This window comes from Salinimicrobium maris (genome assembly GCF_049680855.1).
Classification (GTDB): domain Bacteria; phylum Bacteroidota; class Bacteroidia; order Flavobacteriales; family Flavobacteriaceae; genus Salinimicrobium.
Map to the genome: position 1 here is coordinate 51,644 of NZ_JBMPGS010000004.1, position 21,411 is coordinate 73,054.

Here is a 21,411-nt window from a genome sequence, read left to right on the forward strand (position 1 = left end):
TTCATCAGTAGTTGCTTACTGCCGTATTTCCATCTCCTTTTCAGAATTTCCAGAGGTGGTTATTATAGAGAGCAAAATGTAACTAATTATAATGACAGGAATTGCTATAAACTGGAAAAAATAGAGTACAATCAGGCAAAACAGCAGAAAAAGGTAACGCAGTTTATTTTCTTTAAAACTCCAGGTAGAGAATTTTAATGCGAAAAGTGGCACTTCGGCATTTAACATGATGCAACTAAAAATGGTTAGCCCTATAAGAAACCATTCGTTCAGGATTACTGCTATTACATCTGGCTGCGGCTGAAAAATAAGAATTAATGGCAGACTTAAGATCAACAGCGCGTTTGCCGGAGTGGGTAGGCCGATAAAGGAATCGCTTTGGCGCTCGTCTATGTTAAATTTCGCTAGCCTGTATCCTGAACCAAGCGTAATCAACAACCCGAAAAGTGCAGCATAATGAAAATCCCATACCAGTAAATCTTCACCAACAGACCAGTCTTTAGGCGCAGCCGAATCTCCCGGTAAAGCTTTTATAAGCAGCTGAAACATTACAATTCCCGGCACTACCCCACTGGTCACCATATCTGCCAGGGAATCAAGTTGAAGCCCCAATTCACTCTTCACGTTCAGCGCTCTGGCGGCTAATCCGTCAAAAAAGTCGAAGAAAATACCCAAACCTACAAAAAGAGCTGCCATTACAAGATTTCCCTGTACGGCAAAAATTACTGCAATACTTCCTGCGAAAAGGTTAAGAAGAGTAATAAAATTTGGGATATGCCTTTTCATGCTCATTTGGTTGGGTTTTTGGTAAAAATAGTAAAAATCTTTTCTGTTTCAGGATTGCTACAGGGTTTTCAAGAGGCATTTCAATGCCATTATTTGAAAAATCGAGAGAGAAATATAACATTTCAGAATTTACCTGTAGCAAAACGACAGAGTTTCCTAAATTTGAAGCAAGACTGCATTATGAAATATATCTTTTACGCACTTCTTTCAGGAATTTTGCTGGCACTAGGCTGGCCTACTTATGGCTTCCCGCTCCTGTTGTTTTTTGCTTTTGTTCCGTTGCTTTATGCTGAAGCTCACATTCGGCTGGACCAGGTCCACAATAGAAAATGGAAGATCTTTGGATTGTCTTACCTGAGTTTTTTCATCTGGAACCTGGTAACTACTTACTGGCTCTATTATTCCACAGCTTTTGGTGGGATTTTCGCCATCCTGGCAAATTCCCTCTTGATGAGCCTCGTGTTTCTCATTTATCACCTCGTAGCAAAAAGGACTTATTTTGGTGCCGCTTCAACTTTCCTGGTTTCATTATGGATCGTTTTTGAGTACCTACACCTCAACTGGGAATTTTCATGGCCCTGGCTAAACCTTGGAAATGGATTTTCCGAAGCTATTAATTGGGTACAATGGTATGAATTTACCGGTACTTTTGGTGGTACACTCTGGGTATGGCTGGTGAACATTTCGCTTTTCAAGATGCTCATGCTTTACAAGAAGCATCGCGAAAGAAATATTCTTTACAGAGGATTCTTAAAAAGTGGATTATTGATCGTCCTTCCCATCATTATTTCCTACGTAGTTCTTTATAATTATTCGGAAAGCGAAGAAACCATTGAAGCCCTCGTGCTACAGCCAAATGTGAATCCTTATACCGAAAAATACAATACCAATGACACCCGCATTGGAGAGCTTCTTACCGAACTGGCAGAAGAAAATATTTCCGAAAATACTCAAATCGTAGTCGCTCCGGAAACTGTCTTTGCAGACGGAACTATTCTGAAGAAATTTGAACGTTCCGAAGCTAATTTTTTTACAAGGCAATTTGTGAATAATCATCCAAAAATGGCATTTCTGAGTGGTATTTCCATGTATGATCGTTTTGGCGATCCTGCTCTTGTTACCGGCCAAAGTAACCAGATTGGCCCCAATGACTGGTATGACGATTATAATTCTGCCTTTATGGTCACCGCCCAGGATTCGGTACATTTTTACCATAAATCAAAACTGGTGGTAGGCGTTGAAAATTTCCCCTATCAGGAAGTTTTAAAGCCAGTCTTAGGAAACGTCATGATAGACCTCGGCGGAACTGTGGCCATGAAGACTACGCAGCCAGACCGAGGTGTTTTCAAGCTGAACAATGGAGAACTTGTTGCACCCATCATTTGTTATGAATCTGTTTACGGGGATTTTGTGACCGGTTATGTTCAAAATGGTGCAGGTTTCCTGGCAATCATCACCAACGACGCCTGGTGGGGTGATACACAAGGTCACAAACAGCATTTAAGCTACGCGAAACTACGCGCTGTGGAAAACAGGAGAGCCATTGCAAGAAGTGCGAATACGGGTATTTCTGCTTTTATTAATGAAAAGGGAGAGATTACAGCGTCCCTTGGATACGAAGAACAGGGCGCGTTGAGAGGTCAAATAAGTGTTAATGACAGACTCACCTTTTACACAAAACATGGCGATTACATTGCCCGCATCAGTCAGTTTCTTGCCCTATTTATCTTTCTGTTTGCCATGGTAAAATGGAAACGAACAAGAAAAATATAGTTGCGCTAAAGACTGAAGGACTGCTCACTGAAAACTGCTCCCTAAAATTACTGTCCCCTAAAGAAAATAATGGTGCTCAGGGTTTTTACCAGTATATTTATGTCAAGAAAGATATTTCGGTGTTTAATATAATAAAGGTCGTACTGCAATTTTTCAAGACTATCCCCATGGCTGTTACCATATTCGGCCATTACCTGCGCCCAACCTGTAAGTCCCGGTTTGATGCTGTGACGGGTATCGTAAAATGGGATTATTCCGGTTAATTCTTCCACAAAAACAGGACGTTCCGGTCGCGGACCAATAAGGCTCATTTCACCTTTAAAAATGTTATAGAACTGCGGAAATTCATCCAGCCGGGTCCTTCTCAAGAATTTTCCAAATCTAGTGACACGTATATCATTTTTTTCTGCCCACTGCGCCCCGTTCAGTTCGGCATCATACCTCATGGTTCTAAACTTCAGAATATTAAAGATGTTGCCGTTCTTCCCTATCCTTTCCTGCCTGTAAAACAACGTTCCTTTATTTCCGAAGAAATTTCCGACGAGAATAAAAGGAATTAAAAAAGCTCCTATCATCATTCCAAAGAGGGAAACGATCACGTCAAAACAGCGATGAAGAAAAAGGTAGAATTTATTGTCATTTATGCGGCTGAAGTAAAAGAATTTGTAAAAATCCTTTTCGATATGCTGCACGGGAATACGATTGGTTTTCTCCTCATACACCTCGTAATAATCTTTTACCGGAAAGCCTTTTTTGAGCAGTTCCAACAGTTCTTCATTGATACTTGATGGCGTGTGATCCCCGGAAATCAGGATTTCGGTAATCGCATTTTCCTTTATGACAGCTTGCAGATTATGGTTGGAAAAACGCCTCAATCCAGAGAAAGCACCTACTTCACCTGAGGAACCGCCAAAATTCATGTACCCCACGATATGATAATGTGGATCAGATTTCCTTAATTGCTGGGCAATGACATCTACATCATACGAATTATTGATTAACAATACCCTCTTATAAAAACGTGGCGAAGAAACCAGGGCGATATAAGAGAAACGCCAGAGCAGCAGGGCAAAGACAATTGCAAAATAGAAATAAATAATTTGCATTCGATTCTCCGGCAACACCGGCGTAAAAAAGGGAGTAAGCAGGAAAAAGAGTACAGTTACAGAGGTCGTCAAAATGACATTTTTGAGCACCGTATCAAACTTACTTGCCTTCTGAAGATCGTAAAGTTCAAATACACTTGAGAAAACCGTAAGATATAAGGCCAGCACAAAGCCCCAGCTCCAAAAATTTGAATTGATACTAAAATACTCAAATTGGGAAAAAATACCCACGAGATAAAGAGTGAATAGTACCCAAACCACATCAAAGATGCGGAGCAGGACCTTTCTCTCAGAGATTTCAAAATGAATGTTCTGTTTTCGGGGCATGAAAAACTTTTACGCGTGCAAATATAGAGAAGAGAACTTTCGAATGAAGGTATTCCACATAATTTTTTAAAGAATTTTTCTTGTCAAGAAAGATGCTAAAACCTGACTATAAATAAGTTGCTTCTTAAAAAACTAGAAAGAGCAACAATTAGAAACACTACCTGGTAATCTTTAAATTAAGATGTCTTTCCATTTCTTTTTTACCAGCTCCCAGTCAAAAGCTTCCACCTTTTTTCTTGCCGCCCGTGACATTTCTTCTGCTTTTTCAGGCTTCTCAATTAACTCGAAAACAGCAGCAGCCATTTCTTCGGAATTGTTAGGAGGAACCAGCAGCCCCTCTTTATTTTGGTCGATCAAATATGGAATTCCTCCGACATTTGTTGAAACTACCGGAAGACCGAGTGCCATAGCTTCGATTACGCTCACCGGAGTATTATCAACATCGGTGGTATTCAGGAAAATGTCATAGTCGGCTGCCAGTGATATCCATTCATTTTTAGACAATTTTCCTGTAAATTTCACCGGTAAATTTTTCCTTTCCGCATAATGTCGGCAGGTTTCTGATGTCCCGTCTTTATCCGGTCCAACCATGCAAAGTTCAGCTTCGGGATATTTTTTCAGTACTAAATCAAGAACGTTTAGGGCCAGCATTGGATTATAAATTTGAGCAAAAGCCCTAACCCATAAAAGCCGTGGCCGTATTGTTTTTCGCCTCTTAAACTCATACTGTTCCAAGGTGATGCTGTTAGGGATGTACTTTATATTTGTATAACCTTCTTTTTCAAAAATTTCTTTAAGATAAAGGGAAGGAGAAACAATTAGATAAGCTTTACGAAAAATACGATTACAAGCCTTAGTGGATTTTTTTAAGCGTGCCGGTAAATTCCCGCCATGCAGAATAGGAATATATTTAAGCTGTTGTTGCTGGCATAATAATGCAACTGCATAGGCGTACCAGAAATTGGTGGTGCTGTAGACATCAATTAAGACATAATCTGCAGTACCTGCATTTCTTCTCACCAGGTGCAGCATTTCCATCAATCGAAGTAATTTATTTTTTCTGGAAGACACTGTCTTTACTATTAGGCCTTCCCTTTGCAGTAAGGGCGCCAAAATGTCTATGGAAGTTGGGGAACCACCGCGGGCTAAAAGTTGATTTCCTATGTAAAGAACAGTTGTCAATTTTAAAAGGCTAAGATTCCGGCATTTTTCAAACTTCCGACAGAAGTTCGTTCCATTGATGCCTTATTTTATCCCAATCAAACTCCTTGACTTTTTCATAGGCAGCAAGGGAAATCTGTCGGGCTTTATCCTGATTCTCCAAAAGATCTGTTAGACCCTTGAGCATAGCATCTATGTCTTCTGCAGGAACCAAAACTCCATTTTTGCCATTCTCAATAAGATAAGGCATCCCGTCAACATCTGTAGAAATTACCGGAAGGCCCAAAGCCATAGCTTCTATGACACTGATAGGAGTGTTATCAATATTTGTGGAATTCAGGAAAAAGTCATAATCGGCTGCTATTGTGGCCCAATCTTTCTTTCTCAATTTACCGGTGAATTTCACGGGCAGATCATATTTCTCAGCATATTCCCGGCAGGCTTCCAGGGAGCCATCTTTCTCCGGACCCACCATACATAATTCAGCTTCAGGATATTTTTCCCTTAGTTTCTGAAATACTTTTAAAGACAGCATAGGGTTATATCTTTCCTGAAATCTACGAACCCAGAGAAGTTTAGGTTCAAACTTTTCTCTTTTCCGGAAGGGAAAAGTTTTAAGATTGATAGAATTCGGGATTATTTTCAGGTTTTCAAAACCTTCAGCTTTAAAAATATTGAACAAAAAATGAGATGGTGCTATGTTAACTTTTGCATTTCCGAAAAGATCGCGACTTTTTCTTTTGGAAGTTTCCAGCCGCCCGGGCAAATTCCCGCCATGCAGAATTGGAATATAAGGCAATTGCAGTTGCCGGCACAATTTTGCGGCACTATAGGCGTAATAAAAATTCTGTGCTCCATAGGTATCGATCAATACAACATCTGTAGATTTCCTGTTTTGCCAAATCAGATTTAGCATATCGGCCAGGCGCAAGAGTTTATTGTCTTTTCCCGAGGCGGTTTTTACCTCGTGCCCTTCTTTTTTCAATACCTCGCTAAAAAAAGAAATATAGGTAGCAGTAAAAGTAGAATTTGTAAGATTGTTACCTATGTATAAGATTCTTTTTTTCATCAACTATATATAAAAGTGCCAGCCCATATACTAGTCCGGGTAAGGCTATACGCATGGCAGAATGGTTTACAGTTAAAAACCAGAAAGCCACAAAAGCCAGAAAATAATAATTGTTTTTAAATTTAAGCCAAAACAGCAAAGGAACAAATATAAGAATTAGAATGGCTAATAGACCTAATAATCCATGTTCTGACAATAACCGACTGATCTCGTTGTGGGAGGCTGTTTCGATCCCGGTTTCTTCCTCCCTGTATTCCTTCGCCTTACCAACGCCTACTCCTATTACAGGATTATGATAAAACCCCTGTAACTCAGTCACGATTAACTCCGCCCTTCCCGTTGTAATATCCTCCTCCAGTTCTCCTGCCGCATTTCGATTTGAATATCTATAATTAATAAGTCCCTGGGTAGCAATAGAAATAAACAACCACGTTCCCACTGCTGCAGCAAACATAAGTCCTAGCTTTCGCAGTGTTCTTGATTTTTCTCTGCCGGTTTGTTTATAATAAAGAATTGCCAAAAAGCAAACAATACAAATCAAAGCAGTCAAAACACCTCCTCTTGAAAAGGTAATTACCGCCCTGTAGCTCATTAATCCAAAAAGAACAAGGTCTATAATATTTATGAGCCTGTTTTTGATGACGAATAAGCGAGTACTAAGCAGTAGAGCACCCATTCCCATTACTGTAGAAATCTGGTTAGGGCCATAGCCGCCCGAAGTAGCATAATTTGAATTGGTCCCGCTCATGAGTGCTTCTCCGAGATCTGGAGTGTAAAGAAACAGGTAAATCATGTTGCTAACCAGCGGTAACAGTAGCAGCATCAAAATGTAATTGAACTGCACGGCGGAAACTTTTTTATAATAGCAGTAAAGCGCGGAAACTCCTAAACATACCGGACCACTTAGATTAAAGGCCACAGCCTTTCGGAACACTACCTCATAACTCAGGGTTTGAGAGGCTACCACTATTCCGGGGATGAGAATTAGTAAATATATCCAGAAGGGAACAGATTTTATAGAAGAACCTTTATAAAACATTCCTATAACCAGGAAAAGGATGACTGAATATTTTCCGGTTTCATAAAAAACCATTCCACCAGTCATTCTGAAGAAAACTTCTGCTCCGGCAATATAGGCCGCGGCCATTAAAGCTTCATTGTTCCTGTTATTCCTAATGATCACGTAAAAAAGGAAAAACACAATTACACCAAGCAAAAGAAATTGTGAAGCAGGGCGATACATGTAAACAATTAAAGCCATTACAAAATGTAACAGCAGTAACTGCAAGTACTGTATGTGGGTTAGATTCTTAATGTGTAGTAGACACTTATAATTTGAGGTAGAAATGTAGTATCGGGCCAAACCCTTAACCTCTCATTTCCAGATGCAATAATAGCTAAAAGTTTAAAATCGCCACCTGAGTTTGGAGTTAAAAATGGTTTCCCCTTTATTCCTAATTCTTTTTCTGTTTTTCAACAATGTATTTCATGAATTCCAGTACATCAGGAATTACGGTGTCTTCGGAGTAGGCTTTTCTTACTTCACGCTGAAAGTTACTGGCATCAGCACGTTTTTTTTGTTCGAAATCTATATAATATGATATAGCGTCTGCCAATTCCTTTGGATCATGAGGTGATACAAGAATACCATTTTCACCTATCACTGCTTCGCATTCTCCTACACGAGTGCATATTACAGGTAAACCGGCAAGGCCATATTCCAACAAAGCGACGGGTAATCCTTCAGAAGCAGAAGAAAGTACGGCAAGATCGGCCTTTTTAAGTAAATCCTCCACATTTTCCCGGGAGCCGTAAAGGAACACCCTTTTCTCCAAATCATTCTCCTGCAAAAATTTTTTGATACTCCTTGAATAATCATCTTTTTCATCCTTTCCGATGAGATGCAGGTTAATCTCTCTTTCAGAAAGTAAACTGAAAGCCATAAGTAAATTGAGATGATCTTTCTGAGGCCGGAGGTTTGCCAGGCAAATGATATTAAAACCGGCCTGTCCTTTCAGATTCTCTGTATCGGCTTTTTCTGAAGCTGGCTCCGGAAGAAAATTCTTTACATATTTTACTTCTTCAGAATACAAATTATCTACCGCCCATTCTTTTAAATGAGCGTTTACTGATATGATGCCGTCGAAATACCTGGAAGCTTGCTTTAGAATCCCGGGCTTCCTGGTGTCCAAATCCCTTCCGTAATGGTCGTGCCATATCAGTTTCACTTTTGGCAGTGATAATTTCACCAATACAGCCAGGAAAAATGAACTGCTGTGCGCCTGAATCAAATCTATTCGGTTTTCTTCAATGAATTTCCTCAATCTGAAAAATGACTTTGAATCCAGCGTAGACTTCTTCTCTAGAAAAAGATAACCTACTTCCGGATCGAGCTTTTTTTGGAGCATTCCCTCCATTCGTGTACAACATAAAAAGGAAGCATCTATTCTGCCGTTAAGGGCATTGGCATAAGAAACCGCCATACGTTCTGCACCGCCGGGGAGTAAGCTATCGATTAGTTGAAGAACACGCATTTTTTGTTTTTGTTTTATAGCATCACCTGAATTTATTTTAGGGCTGCACGTTAAAAACCAAGTTCATAAGATGCTGAAACAAGTTCAGCATGACGTGAGACTAAATGGAAATCTATACCTTTCTCAGCACCTCTTTAATAGCTTCTTCAAACCTTTCCAATGTATACTGCTGGCTCCACTGCTTAGCTGCTTCAGACATTCTTTTCATTTCTGCAGCATCCTTCATTATTTCTACTATCCTGGTAAGAGCCACTGGCCACTCTTTCGAGCCGTTAACCATTCGCTGTTGGCCATTTGCTTGATCTGAAAGTAAGATGCCTCTGTTTCCGTAGTCAAGCATCCAGGGCACACAACTCACCGGTGTGGAGACAGGAATACAACCAAAGAACATGGCTTCTGCCACTGCTTTAGGCCATCCTTCAGATTGGGAAGGTAATATTAAAAAATGTGCTTTTTGGTATGCTTTTTTCACTTCTTCCAGCGGCCTGCTTCCTTTAAAAACTATGAGCTGCTCAATGTTTTCAGCTTTACAATAAGCTTTGAGCATTTTCATTTCAGGTCCGTCACCGTATATTTCTAATATTATATTTCGAGGTTCAAAGCTCAAATCTAATTCTTTGTTGATCTGTTGAACCAGTTGTATTGCCTGCAATGGATGCTTCCCCTTTACCAAATTTCCGACGAACAAAAAAGTAAAAGGAGCTTCAAAATTCTTTTCCAGCACTTCCTGTTTCTCCTTTTCGGAAAAAGAAGCCGTAAAGAAAGGTTTGATATTCCTGGACTGATGCGGCCAGTCACCGTATACTAATACCTGCATGTTTCGGGTCAAAAATGTATTTTTAAGAAGCCATTTTTGAAGGTTGTAGCTCCAGGGCTGCTTTGCTTCCGGATCCCAGTTTCCGGCATATTTTGCTGTTTTTGGTTTCTTTGGAAAGAAGATCTGCACAAAACAGGCGATTAACCCAATATTTCCGGGACAACGCAGATGAATATGATCGCTGCGTTTCATTGCCTTGAATACCTTCAGAATTATTTTTGGCAACTTTAAAAAGGCCAGGAAAGCATATCTTGCAGAAAGCAAATTAATAGCTGGAATTTTGGTAAAAAACAGCCTTTTTGAAGCATAAGCCAGTTCAGTAGATTTAACAGGTGAATTTAATAAAGGAGCCACCACCTCCACCTCATCTACATGCTTTAGCCAGAGATTCATTTCCCGGATATAGGGAGCATAGGAGTAGAAAATATCTTCCTCCTGTTTATGTTCCAAATATGTGATGATAGTAAACCTCATTTCCTGTTTTAGCGCATGAGAAAATTATAAAAGTCAATCCAGTTTAACTTTAAAGTTCTTTTGAACTGCCATTCCTTTTTATTGTCGAGATGTTGATCTCCATCATAGACCATATAATATTCCCCATCAACTTGCTGAATATCCAAATGATGCATTCCCCTGTTAAACCATTTTATTTCAGGTTGTGGACCTAAAAATAATTTTTTTTCCAGAGCAAGATCCAATTCCTGCCCATTGGTTTTCAACGCGTAAATAGAAATTCCGGTTCCATAATCTGCCGACATGTTTTGCAGAGGAAGATACCATGTCTTATTAATATTAAAAAAGCGTCCTCCCGGCCTTGTTTCATTTCCCCAGTTCTGCCTGTATTTTTCCAATTCCTTCCAATTTCCGGTAAGTGAATCTGCCGTAAACATGTATTGTTTTGTCGCATCATCTACAGCCACTATGAGGTTCAAATCCTCACTCAGCAAGAGGGAAGGATCTTTTAAGGAAATATCTTTTACCAGAGTATCACTTATGCTCCAGGAATAGGGAAAATTTGCTGCTTTGTAAAGTAAGACATTGTTGGAACCTTTCGTTTCCGGAAGCATATAAAGCGCTCCTTTATGTTTAAAAACCTGCGGATAGGAAAGATGAAAAGGTTCATCTAACACGATTCCCTGGTAATTATATTTTTTCCCGTTGGGGGAAGTCAGTAAAGCTATGTTGGCATTTCCCCTTCCTTTAATTTCTACGAAAATATAAAATGTATCTTTTTCTTTTATAAAAAAAGGATCTGCTATATAGTCTATAGGTTCAGGTAATAAACTATCAATGAATTCATAAGTAATTATATTTTCGGGATTTACTTTTTGTATTTCGAGAGGATTTGATGATTTCTGATATCCAACAGACCATGGACCCACAGCAGGAGTAACGAAAGGATACCGTGTATGAAAGATCAACAACAAAGCTATTCCCAAAATTAGCAAACCAACAAATAATAATTTTTTACTCATTTATTTACCAATGCATTAATCCTTTGAGGCTAAAATATTTTTTAATTTTTCACGCACAATAGTGGTGGCGCAGCCTACTTCAAATTCATCTCTAAATCGTTCATAACAATTTTGACTGAATTCTTCCCGAAGCTCTTCATTTTGCAATAACTTCAGAATTTTTGATGAAAGATCAACAGGATTTCCAGGCTGAAACAGGAATCCGTCTTTACCATTTCTAATGATCTCCGCAATTCCGGAGGTGTTAGCACCAATCACGGGGGTTTTCACCGAAAAACTTTCAATAACCACAAATCCAAAAGCCTCTACTATGGAAGGGACCACGGCAAGATATGCACCCGCAAATTCATTCAGTACCCTCTCCTTGGACTGACTACCTAAAAATGTGACATTTGCAGCTATTTTTAGTTCGGCAGACTTCTTTTGAAGTTGCTTTATCCTGCTCCCTTTGAGGGAACCTCCAATAAGAGAAAGTTTTATTTCAGGATACACCTCCAATACTGCAGGCATGGCTTCCAAAAGCGTATCAACTCCTTTAGAAGACCACATATTACCAACATAAAGAATTTTGTCCCTCTGTAATCCGGGATTTTCTATAGCGTACTCCTTCACAGCGTTATAAAAAACTTCAATCTTTTCTGCTCTTACGCCAAAATTATCAATCATATCTTTTTTAGTAGCGTTGGAATTTGCGATGACTTTCGTAGCTAACCTATAGAGAATCTTTTTCCGGAGCAGCAGGGATTTTTTCGTATTGAACTGGGTAGAAATCGTTCGGCTCCAGGGAAGCCGGTGTTTTACCCCCATGAAATAACCTACCAGTAAAAAAATATTGATGGACCCAAACATGGAGATCATCATTTCCGGCCGGTATTCTTTCACCTTCTCAATTAGAAATTTAAAATCTTTCCAAACTGTTGGTCGTCTTGACGGCCATTTGAAGATCTCTATTCCCGGTGATATTGAAGGCTGATGATCCTTTACACTATCAGTAATGATAACCACCTTAAATTCTTCTGATAATTTATTAGCCAGTTCGATGAAGTAATCGGAAACAGAAGTTTTTGCAATGGTAAAGGAAAGGAAGATGGTTTTCAAACTAATACAATTCTAAAATTCTTTTGGTCCTTACGAGAATCTCATTTGACCAAATTTTATTCATTAAATTTCGGTTTATTGAAAATTAGACTTATCCATCCTGCAATCCGTCCTGAGGCTTCAGTTAAAGCTTCTTTTCTTTTTCTTGTATTTACGACATTGGAAAGTCTTATTACAGTGAGCAAAAAAGAAGTGGCATTCCATTTGGTCCTGGCCAACCAGGTTGGATGGGGATTTTTCACCCGCCATACATACCAGCCATTTCTAACGACCATTTTACCATACTTAAATTTATTCGGTCTTCCTTCCGCAGCATGATGATGCTCAACTTTCGCTGCTGTGTTCACATACAATTTTCCCATTTTTGAAGCTCTAAGGGCAAAATCGGCATCCTCATAAAGTCCATAACCTTCAAAATAGGATGAAAACTGTAATTTTTCAAACACTTCTGTTTTGTAGCTTGCGATACCGCCCATGAGCATTTCCACTTCGTACGTCTTACCACTGGGCGGTAAAAAACCGGTAGAATAGCCGTGAGAGAAGTCCGGCATAAAACCCGGAGGCACATTTGGAGAAAGTCCGAATTTTCTCCTCAAACTGAATCTGGAGCCTTCGATCCTTTTCCAATTATCATAAACAAATTCTGATTCTGTGGGTTGATAACCTTCCGGAACCTGTTGCCATTCCTGTTCATTTATGATATGACCGGAAACACCCAGTGCCTCAGGATATTCTTCGTAGGTAGTCAAAATTTCTTTGAAATAATCAGGATGTAATATTGTATCATCATCCAGGAAAAAAGCTACTTCTGCATCAGGCTGTAGTTTTCTCACTCCAAAGTTTCGTTGCCGAGTTAGTCCGCGGTCATTTTCCTCCACCGTATAATATTCCAGATTAGTGAAAGAATTTTCATAAACCAGGGTTCTTGTCCGGTCATCCTCTGAACCGTCTATAATCAAAATTTGATCTGGCAGAATTGTTTGGAGCTCTACGGAATCCAGTAACTTTTTAAGCGGTTCGGGACGTTGATAGGTGCAAATAATTAAGCTAGATTTCATCGGGGTAAAGATATAGGTTTGTTCCCAAAAACTAAACGTTTTCGCCGTCAGAAGATGTAGTTACGCTGTGTGGAAGTTCTAAAAATCGTTTCCCTGTTTTATTAGCCTTTCCGCCCAGATTTTACTTTTTTCCCATCTTTTATTCATGGAAGAAATATAAGAAAAGGGATTCTTGATTTTCTGCCGTGGATAGAACTTCAGAAATAACGACGCCTTATATCCCCTGATTTGCTGTGGAGTATAATTTCTAAGTGCATACGCCATAACAGTGGGTGAAGGTTTTGGTAACGGGCATTCCTTTTCCCATTCTAGCTCAGGTTTTTGCCGGAAACCTCCCAGGGGAGCTTTTAAATGCTGGATTTCCAGGTTCGGATGATAAATTATATCACATCCCACCTTTCTTAATTGCATTCCAAAATCTGCATCCTCCCCATGGCCATGTTCAAATACTTCTGAAAACTGGCATTTTTTCGCATATAAAGATCTTACAAAACTGGTACCCGAACCAAAACTCCCCCATTGTTTAATTTTACCAAAGACTGTCTCTTCGCCTGGTTGTTTGCAGTTCATATTTACCGCACATAGATGGTATTTATTAATTTCAGAAATGATATCTTTCAAAAGATTTCTACTGAACCGTATATCATCATCTGCAAAGAATACATATTCTGAAGTAACCTTTTCCAAAGCAATATTTCTGGCATTACAGGCACCGGTACGATGGATAAAATGATGTGCTAATTCAAAGGGCCATTTTTCATCCTTTATAAAATCCAGTTCAGAAACGGCTTCAGGATCGGCATTCTGCTCTATTAAGATGATTTTCTTCGGGAGATGTGTCTGAGCTGAAAAATCTTTTAAAACATCGTATAAATATTGAGCTCTTCCCATGGTGGGAATGATCACATCAATAGTTTCTGAAGTAGAAATACTCTTCCGGGAAGGATTCATTAAACCCGATAAATTAATCGATCTTCGGAAAATCTTGGGATGAAAAAAGCTCTTTAAGTAAGCTAAGAGAGGGAATGACCTTTCATAAACAACCAAGCACAAAAGTAAAACAGATGTCCAGGCAGTAGTATAATGCTGATAAACAAACCTGAATAAATCATACTGACTTGCTCTGCTTTCCAGAGTAGCATTTTCAGAAGAACGCACCAATCCCGGCTCACTATAACAAAGCAGGCCATTCTGTTGCCCGATCTTAGCAATGGAATTCAGCAGGAAATTAAAATCCTTCTCATCCCTGAATAACTGCCTGAATTTCAATAGAATTCCCCCTTTTATTCCACCAACATCACTGCTCATTAACCAGGTTCCGTAAGAGACGTTTCTTTTAACATTAATGAAAGGCAGTTCGTCTACATAACCTATACCGGCGGGAAGAAAGGTTGTTTTAACAGCATAGGAAGCCATTATTAAATTATGATAAAAGATCCCTTCCCAATGGTCCATTTCCAAATTCCCCAGTAAACCCTCTTCACACCAGCCGATGATCTCATCAGGAAATTTTTCTGCTAATTCCCAAAACGCCTCTGTGGAGGTTTTACTTGTAGGATGTACTTCTTCAGGATTAGAAGAAATAACTTTTAAAGGGATTTTGGCATTTTGATGGACAAGTATTTTCAAAGGAGGAATGAGTTTGGGCAAATGTAGTATTTTTTCCTCTCCCCCGCCCTCTCCTTTGGAGAGGGAGCTGTCATTGCGAGCGAGTGAAACGGAGCGTGGCAATCGCATGAAATTGAGCTATGGACACAATTCTGACCTGCTTCATGAGATTGCTTCAGTCGCCCTTTGGGGCTCCCTTCGCAATGACGATAAAAAAACATAAATTTAATTATGAAGCTTAGTCATGTATACATAATGACCAATAAAAACAAGACCGTCCTATACACGGGTGTCACTTCAAATCTATTACGCAGGATTTATCAGCATAAAACGAAGTTCTACAAAGGTTTCTCCTCAAAGTACAATTGCGAGCATTTAGTTTATTACCAGGAGTTCACTGACATCAGGGAAGCCATTGCTTATGAAAAGAAATTAAAAGCAGGTAATAGGGCGAGGAAAGAGAAACTAATTAATGAGATGAATCCTGAGTGGAAGGATTTGTCGGATGGGGTCGGTTTTTGAATTTAAATGACCGTAGCATACCGGTATTGCGAGCGGAGTAAAACGAAGCGCTGCAATCTGTTGTGGGGAAATCGCAACCATGTGTACAGCTCACCTCATGAGATTGCGTCGGGCTTCGCCCTCGCAATGACGTCTCTGGATTGAGATCATTTCCCCAGTACCTCTTCATAAAGTTTAATATTCTGCTCCACTACTACTTCTGTAGAAAACTTCCTTACCACCTGCTCACGTGCAGCTTTTCCCATTTGTTGTGCCAGGTCAGGATTATTTAGAAATCTTAGTATTTTTTCAGCATAGGCGGCATGATTGGTAGGATCTTCAGTAAAACCTGTTTCGCCATCAACCATAACTTCTTTTGCCCAGCCTATATTTGAAGTTACCATGGCTTTCTCCATAGCCATGGCTTCCAGCCAGGACATGGGAAGGGCTTCGGCAAAACTTGGCAGAACGATAACAGCTGCGGAATCTATGTATTCCCTGATTTTTTCATAAGCCACTCCGGGAATATACTGTACCTGTTTCTTTGCTCCGGGAGATAATTTTTGTTGGAAAAGCTCTAATGTAGATTTGTTTTCAAGAATATCCTTTACATCTTTCCCCAGGAGCAACAATTTAACTTCAGGTTTTTGCTCGACCACCTTGTTGAATATCTCTGCCAGCTCCAGTACGCCTTTTTTCCTGATCAAGCTTCCGAAGTAAAGCAGGGTATCAGGTTCCGTGACTTTCGGGGACGGATTAAAATAATCCGTATCCACAGAATTTGGTATGACAGCGACGTTTTTCTGCAGTTTAAAAATGTCAGCAGTCTGATTTGCCGTGAATTTACTAACCGACAAAAGCCGGTCTGCACTTTGTAAAGCCTCTTTTTCAAACCAAAAATTCTTCCTTTTCTGTGACCGCCCCTCCAGTTTACAAAAATAGACATCACTGCCATGCATCCTAATCACCAAGGGGCAACGCAGCTTCATAAAAGCAGTAATTCCCGTCCAGTCAGGTGCTTCAATGGCTTCTATTTTATCTGTTGTTATAAATTTGTTCAGGTAATTTTGAAGAAATTTTCGGTATAAAAACCAACCGCCAAGACGGAATTTTTGTTGCCGGATCAAATGGAATTTAATACCATTTTCAGAAAACACAGCATCTTCTTTCTGCCCATAAACAAAGACGGAAACAGCTACTCCTTCCCCAACCATCGCAGCAGCCGAATTACGAATACTGGTACCGATCCCGGCGGAAGAAAGCACCCTGGGATGTGGATATTCCGGAGTTAAAAAACCTATGTGCATGGAAGCAGCTTTATATGATTTACCACCATTTGATCCAGGCTGTACTCCCTCTCAATTAACCGACTGACATCCTGAGAAACAATTATTTTCCCGGTTATCACCTTTTGCAGTAGCTTTCTTAATTCTTCGATATTTCCTGTCTCAAAAATAAATCCGTTTTTTCCATGGGAAATTATCTCTGGATTCCCCCCTACCGGAGTGGTGATCACCGGCACATTCGCTGCCAGGCTTTCCAGGATAGATAAGCTAAAACATTCCATATACGTGGGTTGCAGCATATAAAAATAGTTCCTGAAAAGCTCCGGCAGTTTTGGGCTGCTTCCTCTAAATTTGAACTGCTCTTGCAGGTTATATGCCGACACCATTTCTTTTAAATCCTTTTCCATAGGCCCTTCCCCAAAAATGTCTATTTCTAAAAGGTTCCGGGTTGCTTCCGGTAAAGATTTTACAGCTTCTATCAAATCCTGAATGCCTTTGGACTCTCTTAAATGTGAAGCCACAATAAATTTCCCCCGGTTCTCCTCTGCTCGTTTAAGATACACTGAAGTGTCAATTCCATTATAAACAACCTTCGTCTTATTTCTGAGATTACTGCCGTAATCCTGAAGGATACAATCGGCGGTATATTGGGATACTCCCACAAAACAGTCGATATTTTTGGAATAGAACCTGCCTTTCAGCTTATTCTTTATCCGCTTTTTCAACGGAAAACCATGCAGCGGACGCGGATTATGGTCTACCGCAAGAATGTAAGGCTGATTCTTCTTTTTTATTTCTTTAAAAAACGAAGTACAAAGCGCCAGAAAATGAGTGACTACAATATCAAAACCTTCATTTTCCTTCAGGAAATTTAATGTAAAAACCTCCACAGATTCCTGCTGTCCCGCCAGATGAAGATCAAAACCTGAATAAAAATCAAATCTCTCTCCCCCGGAAAAAAACCAGGTCAGCTTATGCCCTTTTTGAACCAACTCCTCATTGTAAGCTTTAAAGAATCGATCCATACCCCCAATCCTGTCAAGCTTTAATTCGTAGTTGCAAACTACCGCTATGTGTTTTCGGTTGCTCAAGCCCCTGAAAATTGTTTTAAAGTTTCAGCAATTCTTTGACTGGTTTCTTTGAGCGGTTCTCCTATTTGTAGCTTTAGTAGTTCCTTTTGTTCTTTAAGTCGGGCGTCGGGATTTTTCAGACTGAAGTTAATTTCCCGAAGCAGTTCCTCTTCATTTTTAACTATTGCTACAGCGCCACTTTGCACTACTTTTTCATAATGGGCATAATTTAAAAATCGCTGATCATTGTATAAACCATTTTGTTCATTACCGAAAACAGGATTAATGACAGGTTTATCAAATAACATAAAATCCAGGCTCATCGTCGAACACATATTAATGCTCAAATCAGAGTAATTCAAAACGCCTTTTAAATCTACCAAATCACTTTCTGAAGGTACTCTTTGTGACCAGGGTTCAGGATGATCTTTTCTAGAAATAAACCAGTCGGGATAGTTCCATCGAATAAAAGGAAACTTATCCTTTAAAAAGCTAAACCTTTCAGGTTCTTCCGCAGGGGACGTCCGTACTAAAAGGTTTACAGGTTCAGAAATTTTTCCCTCTGCAATAGCAGTAGCTATAATTTCTACATAAAGCTCATCATTCCTGCTGGTTGAAATATCCCCACAACTGTAACAGATAGTCTTCTTGTCTGATGACAATTCATGCTTTTTAAAAAATACAGATTTCTCCGTTTCATACTCCGACATTACATAAGGTTCAAATTGTGGAGTACCAACTACCCTCACTTTATTACTGGAAGTTTTGGGATAGAAATATAGTAATTCGCGTTTCATCAATTCACTCCACACCAGGAAGAAATCAAAGGGCGCTGCCATTCTGCCCTTAGAGGATAGATTATCCCAGCTAAAAATAAAAGAACCTGTTTTGATATTTAGCTTATTTGCGGCAAACACCATTGGGACTACGTAAGGAGGACGTTGATGTGTAAAGAATAAAAAATCTGGTGGATCGGCCTCTAAAAATTCTATACATTTCCTGGAAACCTGATGATTTTCGAGGGAATTCAATTGTTTCTTCTCAAGAAACCTGATAAACTTTTCAGAATTAAAATTTCGCGTTATTCTATAAATCAGTCTCGTAGCCTTTCCTCTATTTGAACTACTTGTGCTTTTATTTGCCCCTAAACTATCGTTGATTCCGAAGAACTTTTTGTGTAACTGCAAATGTGCCACTTCTTTAAACTTTCGCCAGAACCAGGTTATAAAAGGCTCCAAAAAAACTGGAAGTTCCACAACCTTTATATTTTGGAAGTTTTGTAAATTAAAAACTGATGCAGGTAATCCGGAGTAAATGACGATTTTTTCAAACCTGAGAGATGCTTCTTTAATAAAATCGCTTAAACAGAAGTTTCTGTAACCGACTCCGTCTGTGATAACCAGCCCCAGAGTTCTATTCGTTCTTTGATTGTTCCGCATATATAAAGAAACATAGATTAACTGCAAAAATAAAAGAAATCAACAGTTATTCTGCTAACAGTGAATTATAGAAGATACGGGAGAATATCATATATCCCGAAACTGCTTTTGATGATTAATACTCCAAAACTCTGATGAGTTTAGGGACTCCAGGAATTTTTCATCACTCTTACCGGTACCAAAAGCCGGAATGTACTTTTCGGTAATTGGATGAGGTGCTTTTAAGGCGTTCAGGATATCTTTCTGCATATACGAGGTATTAATTATATGCGTGTGCATCGCCCTGTTTTCCTGACGGGTGCCTATGTTTATAGTTGGTATTCCATAATAGGGAGCCTCACGAATACCTGCACTGGAATTGCCGATTATGAATTGAGCATTTTTTAAAAGCACCAAGAAGTATTCAAATCGTATCGAGGGAAAAATTATAAATCTGTCATTATCCTTTAGCCGTTCGTACTCCTTCAAAATTAATTCACTCCCCAGATCATTGTTGGGATAAACCACTACATAATTATTATTATCTGCCAACAATGCATCTCCAAAATTCTTTGCATACTTCGGCATTTTATCATATTCTGTGGTGACAGGGTGGAACATGGCTACCGCATATTCCTCAAAAGGAATCTCATAATACCTCTTCACTTCTTCCAGGGTGGAAAGATTTTCTGAAAACATGATATCCACATCGGGAGAACCAATATTATAAATGGATTCTTTGAGTTCTCCCATTTGCACCAGTCGGTTTTCCGCGGTTTCATTCGAAACAAAATGCACGTGACTTAACTTACTAATAGAATGACGGATCAGTTCATCAACAGTACCCGAAACTTCCCCTCCTTCAATATGTGCTACCAGAATATTATTTAAAGACCCAACAATGGCCCCGGCCAGTGCCTCCACCCTATCCCCTTGAATGACAATAAGATCTGGTTGCAGGTCTTTCACATAAGCAGAAAAACCTTCTATGGTTTTAGCCAACGTGAGATCCATTGTGGCTTCAGAGGTTTCATTACTGAATTCATGGATATTTTTAAACCGGCATTTTTCGATTTCATAAAGCGTATAACCATATTTCTCTATGAGATGCATTCCTGTAACAAAAATATGTGCTTCAAAATTCTGATGGTCCTGCAGAATTTGAAATAAGGATTTTATTTTACCAAAATCTGCCCTGGTACCAGTTAAGAAAGCAATTTGTTTCATTGTTTGTGTAATGGGTTTCCTTATTAAAGACATTTCCGGAGAGAAAGAACTAGAAAGCAGCAATGTCTTTCCAGCTTAATTGAACATCATCACCTATATCTGCCGCAGCTTTTTTACCAAGAAGTTCTTTGAAATTTTCTGCAAGGATCTCACCGTTGCCCGGCCGTTTCACCCAAATGTTTTCTTCTGTAAAAACTTCTCCTTTTTTCACTGATGCTATGGTACAGACAGTAGCAAAGGCAAAATCTATAGTCACTTTTTCTTCCGCAGCCGGTTTTTTTTCACCTCCACGCATAAGTGCAATTTCTGCCGAATTTTTTATCAATTCCCGGCAGGCCTGTTCATCCATGCTACAGGTAATATCGGGACCTGTTCGCTGCATATGATCGGTAAAATGCCTTTCGAGGATAGAAGCGCCCAATGCTACTGCTGCAAGACAGGAATTGTTGTTCAGCGTATGGTCTGAGAGTCCAAAAACTTTGTCCGGAAAAGCTTCATGAAGTTGTGTCATCGCACCTAATCTGACCAGTTGAACCGGAGTTGGATATAAATTTGTGGTATGTAATAACGCTACAGGTACATTTGCTGCATCAAAAATTGCAGCTGCTTTTTGCACGCTGGAGATACTGTTCATTCCGGTGCTTAAAATTACCGGTTTTCCAAAAGATGCTATGTGTTCCAACAGGGGATAATTATTACATTCCCCGCTTCCAATTTTAAAAGCGGGAACATCAAACTTTTGCAATCTATTGGCAGCTGCCCTTGAAAACGGAGTGGAGATAAAAATCATTTCGTTTTCTTCTACATACTGCTTCAAATTCAACTCATCTGCTTCATCTAAAGCACAACGCTCCATAATTTCATAGATTGAGACATCTGCATTTCCGGGAATAACCTTTTTCGCCGCTGCTGACATTTCATCTTCCACTATGTGTGTTTGATGCTTTACCATTTCAGCCCCTGCACGTTTGGCCGCATCAACCATCTCCTTTGCGACCTCTAAAGAACCTTCATGGTTGATCCCTATTTCAGCAATCACCAAAGGAGGATAATCCATTCCAATCTTTCTTCCTGCTATTTCTATGAATGGCTTCATT

At 39.5% G+C, this 21,411-nt stretch carries 18 protein-coding genes; 2 read left to right on the forward strand and 16 right to left on the reverse strand.

The annotated features are described in order from the left end of the window. Window positions 1–15 precede the first annotated feature (15 nt). Window positions 16–792, reverse strand: coding sequence for a CDP-alcohol phosphatidyltransferase family protein (locus ACOV1Q_RS12520; RefSeq protein ID WP_424494740.1), 777 nt, complete (start codon window positions 790–792; stop codon window positions 16–18). A 174-nt stretch (window positions 793–966) separates the two neighbouring features. Between ACOV1Q_RS12520 and lnt the strand changes: the two genes are divergently transcribed. Continuing rightward, window positions 967–2,559 carry an apolipoprotein N-acyltransferase gene (gene lnt, locus ACOV1Q_RS12525; RefSeq protein ID WP_424494741.1) on the forward strand — a complete coding sequence of 531 codons (1,593 nt, stop codon included), beginning with the start codon at window positions 967–969 and terminating at the stop codon, window positions 2,557–2,559. Between the two features lie 47 nt (window positions 2,560–2,606). On the opposite strand, the gene ACOV1Q_RS12530 is transcribed toward lnt, so the two are convergent. From ACOV1Q_RS12530 to ACOV1Q_RS12575, 10 genes are all read right to left on the reverse strand, one after another. Further along, window positions 2,607–3,992, reverse strand: coding sequence for a sugar transferase (locus ACOV1Q_RS12530; protein WP_424494742.1), 1,386 nt, complete (start codon window positions 3,990–3,992; stop codon window positions 2,607–2,609). Between the two features lie 171 nt (window positions 3,993–4,163). Beyond that, window positions 4,164–5,174 (reverse strand): glycosyltransferase family 4 protein, encoded by a 1,011-nt coding sequence (locus ACOV1Q_RS12535; protein ID WP_424494743.1) that lies wholly within the window; start codon window positions 5,172–5,174, stop codon window positions 4,164–4,166. A gap of 28 nt (window positions 5,175–5,202) precedes the next feature. Then, window positions 5,203–6,222, reverse strand: a complete 1,020-nt coding sequence (locus tag ACOV1Q_RS12540; RefSeq protein WP_424494744.1) for a glycosyltransferase family 4 protein — start codon at window positions 6,220–6,222, stop codon at window positions 5,203–5,205. Further along, window positions 6,194–7,483: an O-antigen ligase family protein gene (locus tag ACOV1Q_RS12545; RefSeq protein ID WP_424494745.1), complete on the reverse strand. Its 1,290-nt coding sequence runs from the start codon at window positions 7,481–7,483 to the stop codon at window positions 6,194–6,196. The genes ACOV1Q_RS12540 and ACOV1Q_RS12545 overlap by 29 nt, the downstream gene beginning before the upstream one ends. A 193-nt stretch (window positions 7,484–7,676) precedes the next feature. Further along, a complete protein-coding gene (locus ACOV1Q_RS12550; RefSeq protein ID WP_424494746.1) occupies window positions 7,677–8,756 on the reverse strand; it encodes a glycosyltransferase in 1,080 nt (359 codons plus the stop codon). Window positions 8,757–8,868: 112 nt separating this feature from the next. Next, window positions 8,869–10,047 (reverse strand): glycosyltransferase family 4 protein, encoded by a 1,179-nt coding sequence (locus ACOV1Q_RS12555; protein ID WP_424494747.1) that lies wholly within the window; start codon window positions 10,045–10,047, stop codon window positions 8,869–8,871. Between the two features lie 8 nt (window positions 10,048–10,055). After that, complete coding sequence (locus ACOV1Q_RS12560) at window positions 10,056–11,048, reverse strand: glucosamine inositolphosphorylceramide transferase family protein (RefSeq protein WP_424494748.1); 993 nt, start codon at window positions 11,046–11,048, stop codon at window positions 10,056–10,058. A 15-nt stretch (window positions 11,049–11,063) separates the two neighbouring features. Beyond that, a complete protein-coding gene (locus ACOV1Q_RS12565; protein ID WP_424494749.1) occupies window positions 11,064–12,146 on the reverse strand; it encodes a glycosyltransferase family 4 protein in 1,083 nt (360 codons plus the stop codon). Between the two features lie 56 nt (window positions 12,147–12,202). Further along, window positions 12,203–13,204 carry a glycosyltransferase family 2 protein gene (locus ACOV1Q_RS12570; protein ID WP_424494750.1) on the reverse strand — a complete coding sequence of 334 codons (1,002 nt, stop codon included), beginning with the start codon at window positions 13,202–13,204 and terminating at the stop codon, window positions 12,203–12,205. 78 nt (window positions 13,205–13,282) lie between these two features. After that, a complete protein-coding gene (locus tag ACOV1Q_RS12575) occupies window positions 13,283–14,935 on the reverse strand; it encodes a glycosyltransferase family 2 protein (RefSeq protein WP_424494751.1) in 1,653 nt (550 codons plus the stop codon). A 108-nt stretch (window positions 14,936–15,043) separates the two neighbouring features. Between ACOV1Q_RS12575 and ACOV1Q_RS12580 the strand changes: the two genes are divergently transcribed. After that, window positions 15,044–15,334 (forward strand): GIY-YIG nuclease family protein, encoded by a 291-nt coding sequence (locus ACOV1Q_RS12580; RefSeq protein WP_424494752.1) that lies wholly within the window; start codon window positions 15,044–15,046, stop codon window positions 15,332–15,334. A gap of 146 nt (window positions 15,335–15,480) precedes the next feature. Here the strand turns inward: ACOV1Q_RS12580 and ACOV1Q_RS12585 are convergent, their stop codons facing one another. The 5 genes from ACOV1Q_RS12585 to ACOV1Q_RS12605 all read right to left on the reverse strand — a co-directional run bounded on the left by ACOV1Q_RS12585 (window position 15,481) and on the right by ACOV1Q_RS12605 (window position 21,410). Then, window positions 15,481–16,620, reverse strand: coding sequence for a glycosyltransferase family 4 protein (locus ACOV1Q_RS12585; protein WP_424494753.1), 1,140 nt, complete (start codon window positions 16,618–16,620; stop codon window positions 15,481–15,483). Next, window positions 16,611–17,690 carry a glycosyltransferase family 4 protein gene (locus ACOV1Q_RS12590; protein ID WP_424494754.1) on the reverse strand — a complete coding sequence of 360 codons (1,080 nt, stop codon included), beginning with the start codon at window positions 17,688–17,690 and terminating at the stop codon, window positions 16,611–16,613. The genes ACOV1Q_RS12585 and ACOV1Q_RS12590 overlap by 10 nt, the downstream gene beginning before the upstream one ends. After that, the gene (locus ACOV1Q_RS12595; RefSeq protein ID WP_424494755.1) at window positions 17,687–18,925 is read right to left on the reverse strand and encodes a hypothetical protein; all 1,239 of its coding nucleotides are present in this window, start codon (window positions 18,923–18,925) and stop codon (window positions 17,687–17,689) included. Before ACOV1Q_RS12595 ends, ACOV1Q_RS12590 begins: the two co-directional genes overlap by 4 nt. A gap of 270 nt (window positions 18,926–19,195) precedes the next feature. Further along, complete coding sequence (gene neuC, locus ACOV1Q_RS12600; protein WP_424494756.1) at window positions 19,196–20,314, reverse strand: UDP-N-acetylglucosamine 2-epimerase; 1,119 nt, start codon at window positions 20,312–20,314, stop codon at window positions 19,196–19,198. 49 nt (window positions 20,315–20,363) lie between these two features. Then, a complete protein-coding gene (locus ACOV1Q_RS12605; RefSeq protein WP_424494757.1) occupies window positions 20,364–21,410 on the reverse strand; it encodes an N-acetylneuraminate synthase family protein in 1,047 nt (348 codons plus the stop codon). Window position 21,411 lies beyond the last annotated feature (1 nt).